The organism is Leisingera sp. ANG49 (genome assembly GCF_059694505.1).
In genome coordinates, this window is record NZ_JCATZN010000002.1 from 140,255 (window position 1) to 156,541 (window position 16,287).

Genomic DNA, 16,287 nt, shown 5'->3' on the forward strand with positions numbered 1-16,287 from the left:
GGAATATGCATCATTTCATCGACAGGCGCGCCAATCCGAAGGGCAAGAGCCTCGGGAACCGCCAGCGGTTCCTGCGGCGGGCCCGGGAGAATATTAAGGAGCGCGTCGATCAGTCGGTCCGGGGGAAGTCGATCCAAGGCGGAAGCGGTGTCCCGGATGAAGGCGAAAAGGTCACGATCCCGTCACGGGGGCTGAAGGAACCGCGGTTCTTTCATTCCTCCAAGGGGGGGCTGCGCCGCCATGTGCTGCCCGGCAACAAGGAATTTGTTGTCGGCGACACCATCAAACGGCCGCAGGGCGGCGCCGGGCAGGGCGGCCGCAAGGCCTCCGAGGACGGCGATGGCGAGGACGAATTTTCATTCACCCTGACCCAGGAGGAATACCTGGAAATCCTGTTTGAGGGATTGGAGCTGCCGGACCTGGTGGAAAAGGCCACGGTAGAAACCGAAACCATTGGCACCCGCCGCGCTGGCCTGACCACCGCGGGCACGCCCAACAACCTGAACCTCGTGCGCACCATGCGCAACTCGCTGGGCCGCCGCATCGCCCTGCAGCGCCCGACCACCAAATCCCAGCGCGAGCTGGAAGAGCAGATCGCGGAGCTGGAAGCGCTGGATGAGCGCACGCCGCCGCAGGAGGAATTCCTGGAGTCGCTAAAGAAGCGGCTGGAGGGCATCATCCGCAAGCGCAAGGTGGTTGGCTACATCGATCCGCTGGATCTGCGCTATGACACTTTCGTGCCGGAAAAGATCCGCAACTCCCGCGCGGTGGTGTTCTGCCTGATGGACGTCTCCGGCTCCATGCAGGAGCGCGAGAAGGATCTGGCCAAACGGTTCTTCCTGCTACTGCATCTGTTCCTGGAACGCTGCTATGAGCACACCGAGCTGGTGTTCGTGCGCCATACCCACCACGCCCAGGAAGTGGATGAGGAAACTTTCTTCTATGCCCGCGAAACCGGCGGCACCATCGTCTCCACTGCGCTGGAGAAGATGAAGGAGATCATCGAGGAGCGTTATCCGCCGGATGAGTGGAACATCTACGGCGCCCAGGCCTCGGACGGCGAAAACTTCGGCAATGACTCGGTGCGCTGCAAAAACCTGCTTTTGAACGACCTGCTGCCGGTCAGCCAATTCTACGCTTATGTGGAAATCGTCGATGAGGCGGCGGAGATGCTGTTGAACAATCCTGAAGCAGGCGAAGACCTGTGGCAGAACTACCGCGAGGTAAAAGCGCAGGCGCAGCATTTCGAAATGCAGCGGGTCTCGCAGCCGGGCCATATCTATCCGATTTTCCGGGAGTTCTTCCTCCCCAAGGTGAAAGGGGCGCAGTATGCAGGCAGCTGAAAAGGCGCGCGAGCCGCTGTTTGACGGGCCTGAGTGGACTTTTGAACTGATGGAAAAGGCGCGCGACGCGATCGAGGAGATCGCGCTCGAAGATCTTGGACTGGACGTCTATCCCAATCAGATCGAGATCATCTCGGCCGAGCAGATGCTGGACGCCTATTCCTGCGTCGGCCTGCCGCTGATGTATCAGCACTGGTCTTTCGGCAAGCATTTCGCCCGCGACGAGGCGCTCTACCGCACCGGGCGCCAGGGGCTGGCCTATGAAATTGTCATCAACTCCAACCCCTGCATCAGCTACAACATGGAAGAAAACACCATGGCGATGCAGACGCTGGTAATGGCGCATGCGGCCTTTGGTCATAATCATTTCTTCAAGAACAATTACCTTTTCCAGCAATGGACAGATGCCGCAGGCATCCATGACTATCTGGCCTTTGCAAAAAACTACATTGCCGCCTGCGAGGAGCGCTATGGCCCGATGGCCGTGGAAGAGGTGCTGGATGCCGCCCATGCGCTGCAATCCCAGGGGGTGTTCCGCTACGGCCGCCCGCCCAAGCCCACCAATGAGGAACTGGTGGCTATGCAGAAGGTGCGGGAGGGCTACGAAAGCGGCCATAGCGTGCTGGATATCTGGACCGACTCGACGCTGGGCCGGGACAAGCTGGAGCTGGTGGAGGACGCCGACTACAGTGCGCGGCGCAAGATGATGAACCTGCCGCAGGAAAACATCCTGTACTTCCTGGAGAAGCACAGCCCGGTGCTGGAGCCCTGGCAATGCGAGATCCTGCGCATCGTGCGGATGCTGGCGCAGTATCTGTACCCGCAGAAACAGACCAAGGTGATGAACGAAGGCTGCGCGACCTTTGTGCACTACTACATCATCAACAAGCTCTACGAGCAGGGCCAGATCACGCAAGGCGCCTATATGGAAATGCTGCACAGCCACACCAATGTGGTGATGCAGCCTGAATATGACGATCCGCGCTATTCTGGCATCAACCCCTATGCGCTGGGCTTTGCGATGATGCAGGACATCCGACGCATCTGCCAGGATCCGACCGATGAGGACCGCGAGTGGTTCCCGGATTTCGCCGGCAATCCGGACTGGCGCGGGGTGCTGCGGGATGCTTGGGCGAACTACCGCGATGAGAGCTTCATCCAGCAGTTCCTGTCGCCGAACCTGATCCGCAAGTTCAAGCTGTTCACACTGACCAATGACGCGGAGCTGCCCAATCTGGTGGTCAGCCAGATCCACAACCGGGCCGGTTACAAGGCGATCCGCCGCGACCTGGCGAAACAGTACGACCTTGCCTATCTGGAGCCGGACATTCAGGTCACCGATGCCGACCTGCGCGGCGACCGGGAGTTGAAGCTGACCCACACCGTGCGCGACGGCATCCATCTGGACGAGGATGACCAGGAGGAGGTGCTGAAGCATCTGCGCAGGCTCTGGGGTTATGACGTCCGGCTCGACGCGGTCGAGGCCACCACCGAAAGCTGACGGCAAAGCCGAACCTGTCCATCGTTCAAAAGAAAACGCAGGCCTTAAGGCCTGCGTCTCCCGTGTTTCACATGAATCCCGGGATCAGAATTCCACCACGGCGCGGATCGATTTGCCTTCGTGCATCAGGTCAAAGCCTTCGTTGATCTGATCCAGCGTCAGCTTGTGGGTGATCATCGGGTCGATCTCGATCTTGCCGTCCATGTACCAGTCGACGATCTTCGGCACGTCGGTTCTGCCGCTCGCGCCGCCGAAGGCGGTGCCGCGCCAGCTGCGGCCGGTGACCAGCTGGAACGGGCGGGTGGAAATCTCGGCCCCCGCCGGCGCCACGCCGATGATGATCGATTCACCCCAGCCCTTGTGCGCCGCTTCCAGCGCCGTGCGCATCACCTGCACGTTGCCGGTGGCGTCAAAGGTATAGTCCGCGCCACCGCCGGTCAACTCCACCAGATGCGCCACCAGGTCGCCCTCGACCTCCGCCGGGTTGACGAAATCGGTCATGCCGAAGTGTTTCGCCATCTCCACTTTGCCCGGGTTCAGGTCGACGCCGACGATCTGGTCGGCACCGGCCAGCCGCAGGCCCTGGATCACGTTCAGGCCGATGCCGCCGAGACCGAACACCACCGCGCGGGAGCCGATTTCCACCTTGGCGGTGTTGATCACCGCGCCGATGCCGGTGGTGACGCCGCAGCCGATGTAGCAGACCTTGTCGAAGGGCGCGTCCTCACGGATCTTCGCCAGCGCGATTTCCGGCACCACGGTGTGGTTGGCAAATGTCGAACAGCCCATGTAGTGGTGGATCGGGGTACCGTCCAGCATCGAGAAGCGGGTGGTGCCGTCGGGCAGCAGGCCTTGGCCTTGGGTCGAACGGATCGCCTGGCACAGGTTGGTCTTGGGGTTGAGGCAGTAGTCGCACTCGCGGCACTCAGGCGTGTAGAGCGGGATCACGTGGTCGCCCGGCTTCAGGCCGGTGACGCCTTCGCCCACCTCGACCACGACGCCCGCGCCCTCATGGCCCAGGATCGCCGGGAAGATGCCTTCCGGGTCGTCCCCGGAGCGAGTGAATTCGTCGGTGTGGCACAGGCCGGTTGCCTTGATTTCCACCAGAACCTCGCCCGCTTTCGGGCCTTCCAGGTTCACTTCCATGATTTCCAGCGGTTTGCCGGGGGCAACCGCAACGGCAGCGCGGGTCTTGATCATGCGACTGGTCCTTCGTTCTATCTGCGGGTTCGGGCACTGTTTGGCGCGCCCGGGTGAATTCTGTGCCTGCGGCGAGCCGCGGGTCTGACGGACCCAGCGTTACATTTGGGGACTGGCACGCGCAAGCTTTGCCTCGGCACCCTATCAGGGGTGGGCTACCGGGCTTTGCCCCGAATGCGACAGCTGAACGGCGGTCCGCGCCATCCCGGCACAATGAAAATCCTCCGATTTCCAGCAGCTTGCCTTCAGGCTTCCAGCTTCGGGAAGGAATTTCGCTGCCACCCCTTGACCTTCCCCTCGCTGGAACCCTCATATCCACTGTCAAAGGAACAGATTCCGGCGGAATTCCAATGTCAGATACGACTCAATTTTCCTTGCAGATCACCGGCCTCAGATGCGCAGGCTGCGCCGGCCGGGCTGAGCGCGCCCTGGCGGGGGTCGAAGGCGTTCAAGCGGCTTCTGTCAATCTGGCAAATGCCACTGGTCAGGTGGAAGCCGCGGCGGGGGTGCTACTGACGGATCTGACCGGCACCCTGGCCGCTGCCGGTTATCCGGCCGCGGAATCTCAGGCCTCGCTGGTGATCAGCGGCATGAGCTGCGCCTCATGCGTAGGCCGGGTGGAACGGGCGCTGCTGGCGGTGCAGGGGGTGCTGTCGGCCAGCGTGAACCTGGCCAATGAAAGCGTGCAGATCCGCTACCTGACAGGCATGGCCCGGGCCGCGGATTTGGCCCGCACAGTGACAGAGACCGGCTACCCTGCCCGCCTCAGCGGCGCGGCGGAGGATGAGGTGGAAAAGGCCAGCCGGCGCAAGGCGGATGAGATCTCCGCATTGGGCCTCCAAGTGCTGATCGCCGCGTTGCTGACGCTGCCGGTGTTCCTGATCGAGATGGGCGGCCATGTGATCCCGGCGCTGCACCACTGGGTGGCGGAAAATATTGGCATGCAGAACAGCTACTTGCTGCAGTTCGCCCTGACCACCGCTGTACTGGCGGGACCAGGGCGGCAGTTCTATACTAGGGGCTTCCCGGCGCTGTTCCGTGGTGCGCCCGATATGAACGCACTGGTGGCCCTGGGGACTTCCGCTGCCTATGGTTTTTCTGTGATCTCCACCTTCGCGCCGAGGCTGCTGCCCGAGGGCACTGCCAATGTCTACTACGAGGCCGCGGTGGTGATCGTGGTGCTGATCCTGACCGGCCGGTTCCTGGAGGCGCGCGCCAAGGGGCGCACCGGTGCCGCAATCCGCAAGATGGCGGGAATGCAGCCAAAGACCGCCATGGTCGTCTCCGGAGGCGATGCCATCGAAACCCCAGTTGAGGAGATCGGCACCGGCGACCTGATCCGCGTCCGCCCGGGTGAGCGGATTGCGGTGGATGGCGAGATCACCTCCGGTACTTCCTATATCGACGAAAGCATGATTTCCGGCGAGCCGGTACCGGTCGCCAAGTCCCGCGGCGATGAGGTAACGGCGGGCACCATCAACGGCAATTCTGCGCTAGAATTCCGCGCCACGCGCGTTGGCCGCGACACGGTGCTGGCGCAGATCATCCGCATGGTTGAGCAGGCCCAGGGTGCCAAGCTGCCGGTGCAGGGGCTGGTCGACCGCATAACCCTGTGGTTTGTGCCCGCCGTAATCGCGATTGCGGCGCTGACGGTACTGGCTTGGTCGCTGTTCGGCCCGGCGCCGTCACTGCCGCTGGCGCTGGTGGCCGGAGTCTCTGTGCTGATCATCGCCTGCCCCTGTGCCATGGGGCTGGCGACGCCGACATCGATCATGGTCGGCATCGGCCGCGCCGCGCAGATGGGCGTACTGTTCCGCAAGGGTGACGCGCTGCAGCGGCTGCAGGAAGTTCAGGTGGTGGCGCTGGACAAGACCGGAACCCTGACCGAGGGCCGCCCGGCGCTGACCGAAGTGATCTGCGCCGAGGGCTTCACCCGAGAGGAAGTGCTGTGCCTAGCCGGCGCCGCCGAGGCGCAGTCCGAACACCCCATCGCCCGTGCCATCACGGCGGCGGCAGGCAAGGGGCTGCCCAAGGCTTCAGGCTTTGAGGCGATCCCGGGCTACGGCCTCCGGGCAGAGGTCGAGGGGCGCGTGATGCTGGTCGGCGCCGCCCGCTTGATGGCGCGCGAAGGCATTGCGCTTGGCACACTGGAGGCGGAAAGCGCGCGGCTGGCCGAACGCGGCGAAACCCCGCTCTATGCTGCCGTCGACGGCCGGATTGCGGCAGTGATTGCGGTGGCGGACCCGATCAAGCCGGGCACCCCGGCGGCGATCAAGGCGTTTCATGAGCAGGGGCTGAAGGTGGCGATGATCACCGGCGATGCAGCCGCGACGGCGCAGGCGATTGCCAGGCGGCTGGGCATAGACGCGGTGAAGGCCGAATGCCTGCCTGCGGACAAGGTAAAGGCGCTGCAGGAGCTGCAGGCGGAACATGGCACGCTGGCCTTCGTCGGCGATGGCATCAATGACGCCCCGGCGCTGGCATCGGCGGATGCGGGCATCGCCATCGGCACCGGCACCGATGTGGCGATCGAGGCCGCGGATGTTGTGCTGGTCTCCGGTGACCTGCGCGGGGTGGTCAACGCGCTGACCGTCAGCCGCGCCACCATGCGCAACATCCGCCAGAACCTGGGCTGGGCCTTTGGCTATAACGTGCTGCTGATCCCGGTGGCGGCAGGCCTGCTCTACCCCTTTGGCGGCCCGCTCCTGTCGCCTGCGCTGGCGGCAGGCGCCATGGCGATGTCGAGCGTCTTTGTGCTTTCGAACGCGCTGCGCTTGCGCCGCCTGAAACCGGCCATAGATGAGGATCAGGCAGCATCGGCACCCAAGGCGGACACCAAGCAGGAGGCGCGCGCATGAACATCGGGGACGTTTCCAGCCGCTCAGGGCTTCCGGCCAAGACGATCCGCTATTACGAGGACATCGGCCTGATCAAGCCGCATCGCAGCGCCAACGGCTACCGCTGTTTTGCCGAGACCGATCTGCACAAGCTGGCGTTTCTGGGCCGCGCCCGGGCGCTGGGCTTCACCATCGAGGACTGCCGCACCCTGATGGCGCTTTACGAGGACGAAAGCCGCGCCAGCGCCGATGTGAAACAGCTGGCGCTGGAGCATCTGGCCAAGATCGAGGAGAAGATCGCGGATCTTCAGGCGATGCATGACACGCTGGGCGAGCTGGTCAAATGCTGCGCCGGCGACAGCCGTCCGGACTGCCCGATTTTGAAGGATCTGTCCGGAGAAAGCTGACCTGTCTGGCGTGCGGAGCAGGGACACCCGTGCCCGCGGCTGCCCTGCCGGTCCGCCTGGCGGCTTTGGGCATGGCTTCGGGTCGCTGGCCCGAAGCGGGCAGCCTCAGCCGGGGCGCAGCTCCAGGATCCTGCGGGCCTGCTGCCAGGTTGCGACAGGGCGCTCGTATTTTTCACACAGTTCTGCCGCCCGTTTCACCAGCGCCGCGTTTGAGGGCGCCAGCGTTTCGCGATCCAGCCGCATGTTGTCCTCCAGCCCGGTGCGGGTATGGCCGCCCGCGGCGATCGACCATTCGTTGACCAGGATCTGCCCCGGCCCGACACCGGCGCCGCACCACTGGGCCTCTGGCGCCAGCCGCTGCATGGTCTTGACGTAGTAGTCGAACACATCCTTGTCGACCGGCATCGCGTTTTTCACCCCCATCACGAACTGCACATAAAGCGTGCCGGGGATGCGCCCCTCGCGGTTCATTTTCACCGCCTGGTGGATGTGCGACAGGTCAAAGGCCTCGATCTCCGGCTTGACCTCATAGGTGCGCATCTCCGAGGCCAGCCAGTCCACCAGGTCCGGGGAGTTCTCATAGACCCTAGTGGGGAAATTGTTTGACCCAACCGACAGCGACGCCATGTCGGGCTTGAGCGGCAGCATGCCGCCGCGCTCGCGGCCCGCGCCGGAGCGGCCGCCGGTCGACAGCTGGATGATCATGCCGGGGCAATGTTTCTGCAAACCTTCCATCAGCCGCGCGAATTTTTCCGGGTCCGAGGTCGGCGTCTGGTCGTCGTTCCGCACGTGGCAATGAGCAATCGAGGCGCCGGCCTCGAACGCCTCCTGGGTGCTTTCAATCTGTTCCGCAATGGTGACGGGCACCGCCGGGTTGTTCTCCTTGGTCGGGACCGAGCCGGTGATGGCAACGCAGATGATGCAGGGTTTGCTCATGGAATTCCCCTTCAGATGTCGAAAAACACGGTTTCATCTTCGCCTTGCAGGCGGATGTCGAACCGGTAAACGGCCAGACCGTCCCGCAGCTCACGCCTGGCGATCAGGGTGGCGCGGCGGCGCTCCCACTCTATCACATTCAGCACCGGGTCAGCAGCATTGGCCGCGGCTTCATCCTCAAAGTAGATCCGCGTGCTCAGCCCCACGTTGATGCCGCGCGCCACGATCCACAGGTTGATATGGGGGGCCATCATCTGCCCGTTGCGGCCCATCACCGGCCCGGGCTTCACCGTGTCAAATCCCCATTCGCCGGTTTCGAAATCGGTGATCACCCGGCCCCAGCCGCGAAAACCGTCCTCCACCTCGCCTGGATGCTCCGGATGGGCATAGAAGCCGTTCGCATTGGCCTGCCAGGCCTCCAGCAGCACGTCCTTGACTGGCGAGCCGGTGCCGTCGGTCACCACGCCCTCCACACGGATGCGTTCGCCCCTGGCGTTGGGCCCGGCAATTTCCCAGCCGAGCTCCTGATCGTAGATCTCAAACCCCGCCGCGCCGGGGGCCAGGCCGATATGGACATACGGCCCGGCGGTCTGCGAGGGGGTCTCCTTCAGGTAGTCCAGCTTCTGGCGCATCAGTTCCCCTCCAGCCGGTTTTCAAACAGGGTGGACCGCCGCCCGCGCAGCACGATGTCAAATTTGTAGGCGATGGTGTCGAGCGGGATGGTGGCGTTCATGTCGAGCCGGGCAATCAGCATTTCCACCGCCTCCGGGTCCGGGATGGTGTTTACGATCGGGCAGCGCGAAATCAGCGGGTCACCTTCGAAATACAGCTGGGTAATCAGCCGCTGCGCAAAACCGGTGCCAAAGACCGAGACATGGATATGCGCGGGCCGCCAGTCGTTCACCCAGTTGCGCCAGGGGTAGGCACCGGGCTTCACGGTGCGGAAATAGTAATAGCCGCTCTTATCCGTCAGGGTCCGGCCGCATCCGCCGAAATTCGGGTCCAGCGCGCCGAGGTAGGTGTCCTTCTTGTGCCGGTAGCGGCCGGAGGCATTGGCCTGCCAGATCTCCACTAGCGTGTTAGGGACAGGCCGCGCGTTTTCGTCCAGCACCCGGCCATGCACGATGATCCGCTCGCCAATCGGGCTTTCTCCGGGCTGGGCAAAATTGCGCAGCAGGTCGTTGTCGCCGGGGTCGATGTCGGTGTGGCCGAACACCGGCCCGGTGATCTCGCTGGCGGTGTTTTCCAGGCTGATCAGCGGAAACTGCGGCGAGCGGGCGACCGAGGTCTTGTAATCCCGCGACAGCGCGGGCGGATGCCAGCGCCGGTCCCTCTGATAGAACTCCCCTGGCTGCGGTGGCTTGGTCATGGGGTTTCCCCTCCCTCGCTTTCCATTTCGGCATAGGTCTGCTTGGCCAGTTTCAGCGCGCGGTTGGCCCGCGGCACCCCGGCGTAGATGGCTACATGCTGGAAGGCCTCCAGCACGTCTTCCCGGCTGGCGCCGGTTCGGGCGGTGGCGCGGATGTGCATCGGGATCTCGTCGAAATTGCCGGTGGCCGCCAGCAGCGCCAGCGTCAGCATCGAGCGTTCCCGCAACGAGATCCGGTCCGAGGCCCAGACCGTGCCCCAGGCGCCTTCGGTGATCAGATCCTGAAACGGCTGGTCCAGCGCGGTCTTGGCAGCCTCCGCCCGGTCCACATGGGTATCGCCCAGCACCTGGCGGCGCACCTGCATGCCGCGGTCGTAACGGTCTTGCGTCATTCCAGCCTCCCTGTTCCGAAGGAGTATCGCATACCGCAAGTGGTCTGTATAATCCTCAGTCAGGCATGAACTAATACCCAATGCGATATGCGACTTTCGTCATCTTTGAAGCTGCGCCATCTGGAGGTCTTCGTCGAAGTGGCCCGCAAGATGAGTGTCACCCAGGCCGCAGAAGCGCTGGGCATGACCCAGCCTGCGGTCACCCGGGCGCTGCGCGAGCTGGAGGCGGTCTGCGGTAAGCCGCTGGTGGAAAAGCACGGCCGCGGCATCCGGCTCAGCAGCTATGGGGAGCTGTTCCGCGACCATGCCGGACGCAGCCTGGCGCTGGCTCGCGATGGGGTGGCGCTGCTGCGCGGCCTGGATGAGGCCGATGGGCCGCTGGTTGCAATCGGCGCCCTGCCCACGGCGGCGGCAGATCTGGTTCCGGACACGCTGGCAGAGTTGCGCAGAAGCGGCGCGCCAGGCCGGTTCATGGTGATGTCCGGTGACAACCAGTACCTGGTCGACCAGCTGCGCCGGGGCAGGCTGGATGTGGTGGTGGGGCGGATGCCTGCGCCGGAAACCATGGCCGGGATCGGGTTCGACCCGCTCTACCGGGAGCGGGTGGTTGCCGTCGCCGCACGGGATCACCCGCTGGCCGGCGCCGTCCGGATGCCGCCCGCGGCCTTTGAGGACTACCCGGTTCTGATGCCATCCGAGGGCTCTGTCATCCGGCCTCTGGTGGAGCGGATGTTCCTGGAACAGGGGCTGGCACTGCCCCGGTTCCCGGTCGAAACCGTGTCTTCCAGTTTCGGGCGGCGCTTTGTGCTGGCGCATAGGGCCATCTGGTTCATCAGCCAGGGCGTGGTGCGGCCGGACCTCGATGCGGGCTCGATGGCTGTGCTTCCACTGGACACCGGCAGCACCCTTGGTCCCGTCGGTCTGTGTGTTCGGCTGGAGCACCAGCAATCGGCTGCCGCGGCGCGGTTCTGCGCCGCTTTGCGCGCTGCTTGCATGGAGCAAGGGCTGGCATAGCCCGGCGCCCGTTCCGGACCATCAGGCCCGGCCGCCATTTGCGGGTCGCCTGAAAGCTTCGGGTTTTGCTACCAGGCGACAGGCAGGCTTGACGTGAATTTATTGCTCTTTTTGCGTGTAATTTATTATCTTCTTGTGACTTGGGAAATGGCTTTACGGCCGCGGAGGGCGTTGACGAATACCGCGTTCGATCCTTCAGTGCATTGTTATTTATGTCAAAATTTCTTGCATGATACCCGCTCTGCGCCGTGTTCTCTCGGTTGTAATTGTGAATTGAATCAATCTGTAATTGCATAACAACCTATAGGTGTGCATAATAACGATGGTTTAATAACGAATATAACAAGCGTAAAGTGGGGTTGCAGATGACAGTTTTTCTTAAGATCCGCCGGTTTGGTGCCTTTGGCGTGTTTCAAGCGGACGGAAAGGGCGTGCAGCTTGGGGCCAAGCACCAGGCGCTGATGGCGCTGCTGTCCACAGCCGAGGGCGGCATCCGGACGCGGGCCTTTCTGGAAAAAACACTGTGGTGCCTGGCGCAGCCGGAGCAGGCCAAGGCCAGCCTGCGCACCGCCCTGTCGACACTGCGGCGGCACTTGGGCCCGGACGCCGCCAGCCTTCTCTATGCCAACCGGGAGCGGGTCATCCTTGACCTGACCCGGGTCGACCTGGACAGCGGCACCGGCTCCGCGGTTTTCATGGAAGGGTTTGAGCTGCCGCATGAAGCCGTGTTCAACGCCTGGCTGGAGGAGGCGCGGGCTGACCTCTCGCGCAGGCCTGCAGCCCCGGCCCCCCGGGCAGGCACGCCGCCGGGCCGGGTGATCCTGGACGGGCTGCTGCCCTCCATTGCGGTGCTGCCCTTCGCGCACCGCTCCCCTGGGGAGGCAACGGCGCCGCTGGGTTCGCTGATATCAGAGGAACTGTCCCGCTATCTGTCGCGCAGCTGGGCGTTCTCCGTCACCTCCTACATGGCTTCCCGCCAGTTCAAAGCCGAAACCGTGCGTCCGGCTGAGGTCTCCTCGGTAGCCGGTGCAGACTATCTGGTGTCGGGGACCGTCACCTGCGGCGGCGGCCGTTTCCATGCCGAGATAGACCTGCATGATGCAGTGCGGGAAAAGGTGATCTGGTCGCGCAGCTTCGAAGGCTCCCTGGACAATCTGATGGAGGGCCGCAGCTCCGTCTTGCGCAACGCCACTCTGCAAATCGGCCAGACCGCCGCAGGGGAGGCCGTGCGGCTGGCGGATTTCAAACCTTTGCGGGATTTGGAGAGCCACACCCTTCTGATGGCGTCAATATCCCTGATGCAGGAAATGGACGTGCAGAAATTTCAGCAGGCTTACAGCATCCTGACGCATCTGCTGGAGCGTGAGCCGGGCCACGCGCTGCCGCTGACCTGGATGGGTTTCTGGCATGTGATGCGGGTCGAGCGTGGCCTGTCCCGCAACCGCGAGGATGACTGCCGCCTCGCCTGCCAGATGGCCGAGGCCGCGATCGAGGCCGCGCCAGGATTTTCCCTGGCACATACGCTGAAGGGGCTGATTTCCAGTCATCTGACTTTCCGTTTCGACCAGGCCCTGGACGCGTATGATCTGGCGCTGCGCGACAATCCGAACGAGGCACTGGCGCTGCTGCTGAAGGGCGCGACGCTGGCCTATCAGGACATGGCTGACGAGGCGGTGCAGATGACCGATGCCGCCCGGCGGCTGACCCCGCTGGGGCCGCAGTGCTATTACTTCGACGCGCTGTCGGCGCTGGCGAACCTGTCGGCGCGCAACTATGGCCGCGCCATAGAGCTGGCCGACCGTTCGCTGCAGGCCAAGGGCGCGTTTCCGGTCCCGCTGCGTTCCAAAGCGATTGCGCTGCAGATGTCGGGCCAGGACGCAGAGGCGCGCAGTACCGTTCGGAAGCTGCTGGAGGCGGCGCCGGAATTCTGCTTGTCGCAGTTCCAGCGCGACAACCCGGCGGCGATGAGCCCGGCAGGCCAGGAATGGGCCAGCGCCCTGCGGCAGGCCGGTGTCCCGGAGTAATCCCCGACGGACCTGCCCGCAGTTCGGTGGCAAGCGGGCGACCGCCGGACAGGAGCCGCAGGCCCGGCCTGCGGCTCCTATTTCTTGCGCAAGCGGTTCGCTAAAATCCGCAGCAAATTCTGCGGCGCTCTCATCCTTTTTTTACGTGTTGCGGCCCTTCTGTAAGTGAGAAGCGGCCTTTCTTGCGCACGAGCGGAGGCTGCACCACTTGAATTGCTTGGGTTGTTCGCGCCGGCAGCCGGGCCGGCATTGCGCCCGGGCCGGGCGCGGAAACAGGGCAGAAGACTTGGGTGAAAGAATGAGTTCGAAGAAAGACCTTCCGGCGAAACGCAGGTTCCGGCTGTTCTCCAGTATCGGTGCCAAGATCACCCTGATCCTGATGGCGATGGGTGCGACGGCGGCAATTGGCGGCACTCTTGTCACCTTGGTATTCGCCCAGGCCGGTCGCCAGATGGAGGTTCTGACCGGCGAAAAGGTCCCGCAGCTCGAGCTCAGCAGCCATATGGTCAACGCCGCAAGCCAGGCCAAGAACGCGATGATCGGCGTTCTGCAGGCCAGTTCGGTTGAGGAGCTGGCCGCGGCGGAGCAAACCGCCGAAGCAGCGGTTGCGAGGCTCGAAGGAAGCGTGTCGGAACTTCCGGCCGCGGAACAGGCCCAGTTCGCGCCTGAGGCTGAGGCAGCCTCTGACCGGCTCAGCAATCTGATAGCCGCGCGCCAGGCCGCGTTCCGCAACCAAGCCTGGATCGACACCCAGACAGCCGACCTGCAGACCCTCAGCCAGGCGGTGCAGGAGAAGCTCGTGCAGGTGGCAGCTGAGGCGCGCGACAGCCTGATGGGCGGTGGTGAGGAGACAATCAACCAGGTCGATGAGGTTCTGAACAATCTGGTGGACCAGCAGTTCGGCAGCCTGCAGACCCTGCTGGAGGCGCGTGCCGACATCAGCATCCTGTCCGGCGCCGCGCTGGCCTTGGGTCATGTGCGCGATGTGCCGACCAAGCGGGCGCTCAAGAAGATGGCCAAGGACGCCTTGAAACGGCTGGAGCCAGTGATGGGCCGGCTTGAGGAACTGGGTCTAGACGCGTTCCGCGCCAAGAAGGTGACCGAAGGGGTTGAGCTGTTCCGTTATACCCTGACGGCCAGCCGCAAAGAGCTGAAGGACAGCCGTAAAGAAGTGCTGAGCGCCCGCAATGCCAGCGTCCGCCCGCTGACCCAGGCAATGGAGCGGATGGTGTTCACCCTGTCGGTGGCTGCGACCCAGGCCAGCGCGGACAACCGCACTGCGATTCAAGGGCTTCTCGATAATCAGGTTGGCGTGCTGCTTCGGCTGCTGGAGATCAACGGTTGGATCAGCGCCTTCCAGGTTGCCGCGCTGGACGTGGCTGCAGCCCATAGCATTGAGGCCGCCAAGGCCGCTGCAGCGCCGCTGCAGGAAGCGGCGGCTGCACTTCAGGGCTACACCGGGTTCGGCGGCGGTGTTTTTGCGCAGGAGCTGGAGGGCATGATTGCGCTGGCTGACCCCACCCAGGGTCTGCCGGTGTTCAAGGTTGCATCGCTGGAGGCGGCGGCCGAAGCCGCGTCCGCATCCGAGGCCACGGTGGAAGCGGTTCTGCAATTTGCCCGCCGCGCAACAGCGCTTGGCAACGAAAGCCAGCTGGAAATCGCCTCTATTGCAAACGGGCTGGCGGCTGATGTGACCGCGGCCCAGCGGCAGCTGCAGATTTTGGCTGCAGTCTCTGCCGGGGTATTCGTGGCGGCTCTGATCCTGACCCGGATCCTGATCCTGCGCCCGCTGGCGGATATCAGCGGCACAACGGAGCGGCTGGCGGCAGGCAACCTGCGCCCGGTCGAAGGCTACGACCGCTCCAGCGACGAAATCCGCCGGATAGCAACGGCTCTGGCGGTGTTCCGCGACGGGCTGGTGGAAAAGGCGGAGGTGGAGGCGGCCTCGGCAGAGGAGCGCAATGCCCGGCTGGCCGAACAGACTGCCGCTGTGACCGCCATCGGCGACGGGTTGGAGCGGCTGTCCCAGGGCGACCTAACCATCCGCATCCACGAGGAGATGGGCGAGGGCTATGCCAAACTGCGCGACGATTTCAACGCGGCGCTGGAAAAGCTCGAAGCCTCGGTCCGCAGCCTCAGCGCCAATGGCCAGTCCATTGCCGGAGTAAGCGCCGAAATTTCCACCGCCTCCCACGATCTGTCGGAACGCTCTGAACGCACTGCGCAAACCCTGGCCGGCACCGCCGCTGCGGTGAACCAGCTCTCGGTGTCGATCGCTGGCACCGCCCAAGCCTCGGGAGAAGCCTCGGCTTCTGTCGAAGCTGCCCGCCGCAACGCAACCGGCAGCATCGAGGTGGTGAAGCGGACCTATGGCGCCATGGAGGCGATCAAGGAAAGCTCCGAGAAGATCTCCCGCATTATCGGCATGATTGAGGCGATTGCCCAGCAGACCAACCTGCTGGCGCTGAACGCCGGCGTCGAGGCCGCGCGCGCAGGCACCGTCGGCAAGGGTTTCGCGGTTGTTGCTTCCGAGGTCCGCACCCTGGCGCACCGTTCCAAGGAAGCGGCGACGGAAATTGCCGCCCTGGTCGATGAGGCCAGCCAGAATGTCGAGCTGGGTGCCGACCTGGTCGAGCAGACCCGCGCCGCCATCGGTGAAATCTCGGAATCTGTCGCCAGTGCTGCCGACCTTATGAAAACAATCTCCCAGGCCTCCTCGGAACAGTCCGGCAGTCTGCAGGAGATCAACTCGGCGATGGCCAATCTCGACGATGCCACCACGCGCAATGCAGGGCTGTTTGAGGAAGTCACATCCTCCAGCCAGGGGCTCTCGAAAGAGGCCCAGGCCATGGCTGGCGCCCTTGGCACCTTCCGCACCTATACGGCTGCGGCGGAACCGGCCTGGGATGAGGGTGCGCTGTCAGAGGAAGACGGCTGGCGGCTGCAAGCTTGATGGAAATATGGTTCGGCCGCCTCGCGGGGCGGCCGGCACAGGGGGGGCAAAGGGGCTGTTGCCAAGCCTCCGGAGCTGCGGACTGCAGAGCGGCACAGGTGAAATGGCCGGTCTTCGCAGGTGTTCAAAAGAAAAGATTTGGTGGAGCCTAGCGGGATCGAACCGCTGACCTCCTGCATGCCATGCAGGCGCTCTCCCAGCTGAGCTAAGGCCCCAAACCTGTCCGCTGTCAGTGTCCGTTCCGTCTCCGGTGCGGTCCGTCTTGCGGTGTGAGCGTCGTTTACGGGACGGCGGCGCGGGCTGCAAGCGGA

Annotated in this window: 12 protein-coding genes and 1 tRNA gene; 7 read left to right on the plus strand and 6 right to left on the minus strand. The window is 64.0% G+C overall.

Going from position 1 to position 16,287, the window contains the following annotated elements:
- Window positions 1-5: 5 nt before the first annotated feature.
- Both AC58NV_RS07065 and AC58NV_RS07070 read left to right on the plus strand, forming a co-directional pair.
- Complete coding sequence (locus AC58NV_RS07065) at window positions 6-1,343, plus strand: YeaH/YhbH family protein (RefSeq protein WP_497226498.1); 1,338 nt, start codon at window positions 6-8, stop codon at window positions 1,341-1,343.
- A complete protein-coding gene (locus AC58NV_RS07070; RefSeq protein ID WP_497226499.1) occupies window positions 1,330-2,844 on the plus strand; it encodes a SpoVR family protein in 1,515 nt (504 codons plus the stop codon). The genes AC58NV_RS07065 and AC58NV_RS07070 overlap by 14 nt, the downstream gene beginning before the upstream one ends.
- 84 nt (window positions 2,845-2,928) lie before the next feature.
- On the opposite strand, the gene AC58NV_RS07075 is transcribed toward AC58NV_RS07070, so the two are convergent.
- Window positions 2,929-4,044 carry an S-(hydroxymethyl)glutathione dehydrogenase/class III alcohol dehydrogenase gene (locus tag AC58NV_RS07075; RefSeq protein WP_497226500.1) on the minus strand — a complete coding sequence of 372 codons (1,116 nt, stop codon included), beginning with the start codon at window positions 4,042-4,044 and terminating at the stop codon, window positions 2,929-2,931.
- Between the two features lie 350 nt (window positions 4,045-4,394).
- Between AC58NV_RS07075 and AC58NV_RS07080 the strand changes: the two genes are divergently transcribed.
- A complete protein-coding gene (locus AC58NV_RS07080; protein WP_497226501.1) occupies window positions 4,395-6,902 on the plus strand; it encodes a heavy metal translocating P-type ATPase in 2,508 nt (835 codons plus the stop codon).
- Entirely contained in the window at window positions 6,899-7,288 is a 390-nt protein-coding gene (gene cueR / locus AC58NV_RS07085; protein ID WP_222480011.1) for a Cu(I)-responsive transcriptional regulator, read from the plus strand. Before AC58NV_RS07080 ends, cueR begins: the two co-directional genes overlap by 4 nt.
- A 105-nt stretch (window positions 7,289-7,393) precedes the next feature.
- Here the strand turns inward: cueR and AC58NV_RS07090 are convergent, their stop codons facing one another.
- The 4 genes from AC58NV_RS07090 to pcaC are packed head-to-tail and all read right to left on the minus strand — an operon-like array spanning window position 7,394 to window position 9,985.
- Window positions 7,394-8,224, minus strand: coding sequence for a 3-oxoadipate:acetyl-CoA acetyltransferase (locus AC58NV_RS07090; RefSeq protein ID WP_497226502.1), 831 nt, complete (start codon window positions 8,222-8,224; stop codon window positions 7,394-7,396).
- Window positions 8,225-8,235: 11 nt separating this feature from the next.
- Window positions 8,236-8,856 (minus strand): protocatechuate 3,4-dioxygenase subunit alpha, encoded by a 621-nt coding sequence (pcaG, locus tag AC58NV_RS07095; RefSeq protein ID WP_497226503.1) that lies wholly within the window; start codon window positions 8,854-8,856, stop codon window positions 8,236-8,238.
- On the minus strand, window positions 8,856-9,593 hold the full coding sequence (gene pcaH / locus AC58NV_RS07100; RefSeq protein ID WP_497226504.1) for a protocatechuate 3,4-dioxygenase subunit beta: 738 nt from the start codon (window positions 9,591-9,593) through the stop codon (window positions 8,856-8,858). The genes pcaG and pcaH overlap by 1 nt, the downstream gene beginning before the upstream one ends.
- Window positions 9,590-9,985, minus strand: coding sequence for a 4-carboxymuconolactone decarboxylase (gene pcaC, locus AC58NV_RS07105; RefSeq protein ID WP_497226505.1), 396 nt, complete (start codon window positions 9,983-9,985; stop codon window positions 9,590-9,592). The genes pcaH and pcaC overlap by 4 nt, the downstream gene beginning before the upstream one ends.
- An 87-nt stretch (window positions 9,986-10,072) precedes the next feature.
- Between pcaC and pcaQ the strand changes: the two genes are divergently transcribed.
- From pcaQ to AC58NV_RS07120, 3 genes are all read left to right on the plus strand, one after another.
- Window positions 10,073-10,999 carry a pca operon transcription factor PcaQ gene (pcaQ, locus tag AC58NV_RS07110; RefSeq protein ID WP_497226506.1) on the plus strand — a complete coding sequence of 309 codons (927 nt, stop codon included), beginning with the start codon at window positions 10,073-10,075 and terminating at the stop codon, window positions 10,997-10,999.
- A 365-nt stretch (window positions 11,000-11,364) separates the two neighbouring features.
- Entirely contained in the window at window positions 11,365-13,023 is a 1,659-nt protein-coding gene (locus AC58NV_RS07115) for a transcriptional regulator (RefSeq protein ID WP_497226507.1), read from the plus strand.
- Window positions 13,024-13,321: 298 nt separating this feature from the next.
- Window positions 13,322-15,976 (plus strand): methyl-accepting chemotaxis protein, encoded by a 2,655-nt coding sequence (locus AC58NV_RS07120; RefSeq protein ID WP_497226508.1) that lies wholly within the window; start codon window positions 13,322-13,324, stop codon window positions 15,974-15,976.
- A 139-nt stretch (window positions 15,977-16,115) separates the two neighbouring features.
- On the opposite strand, the gene AC58NV_RS07125 is transcribed toward AC58NV_RS07120, so the two are convergent.
- Window positions 16,116-16,191, minus strand: a tRNA-Ala gene (locus AC58NV_RS07125).
- Window positions 16,192-16,287 lie beyond the last annotated feature (96 nt).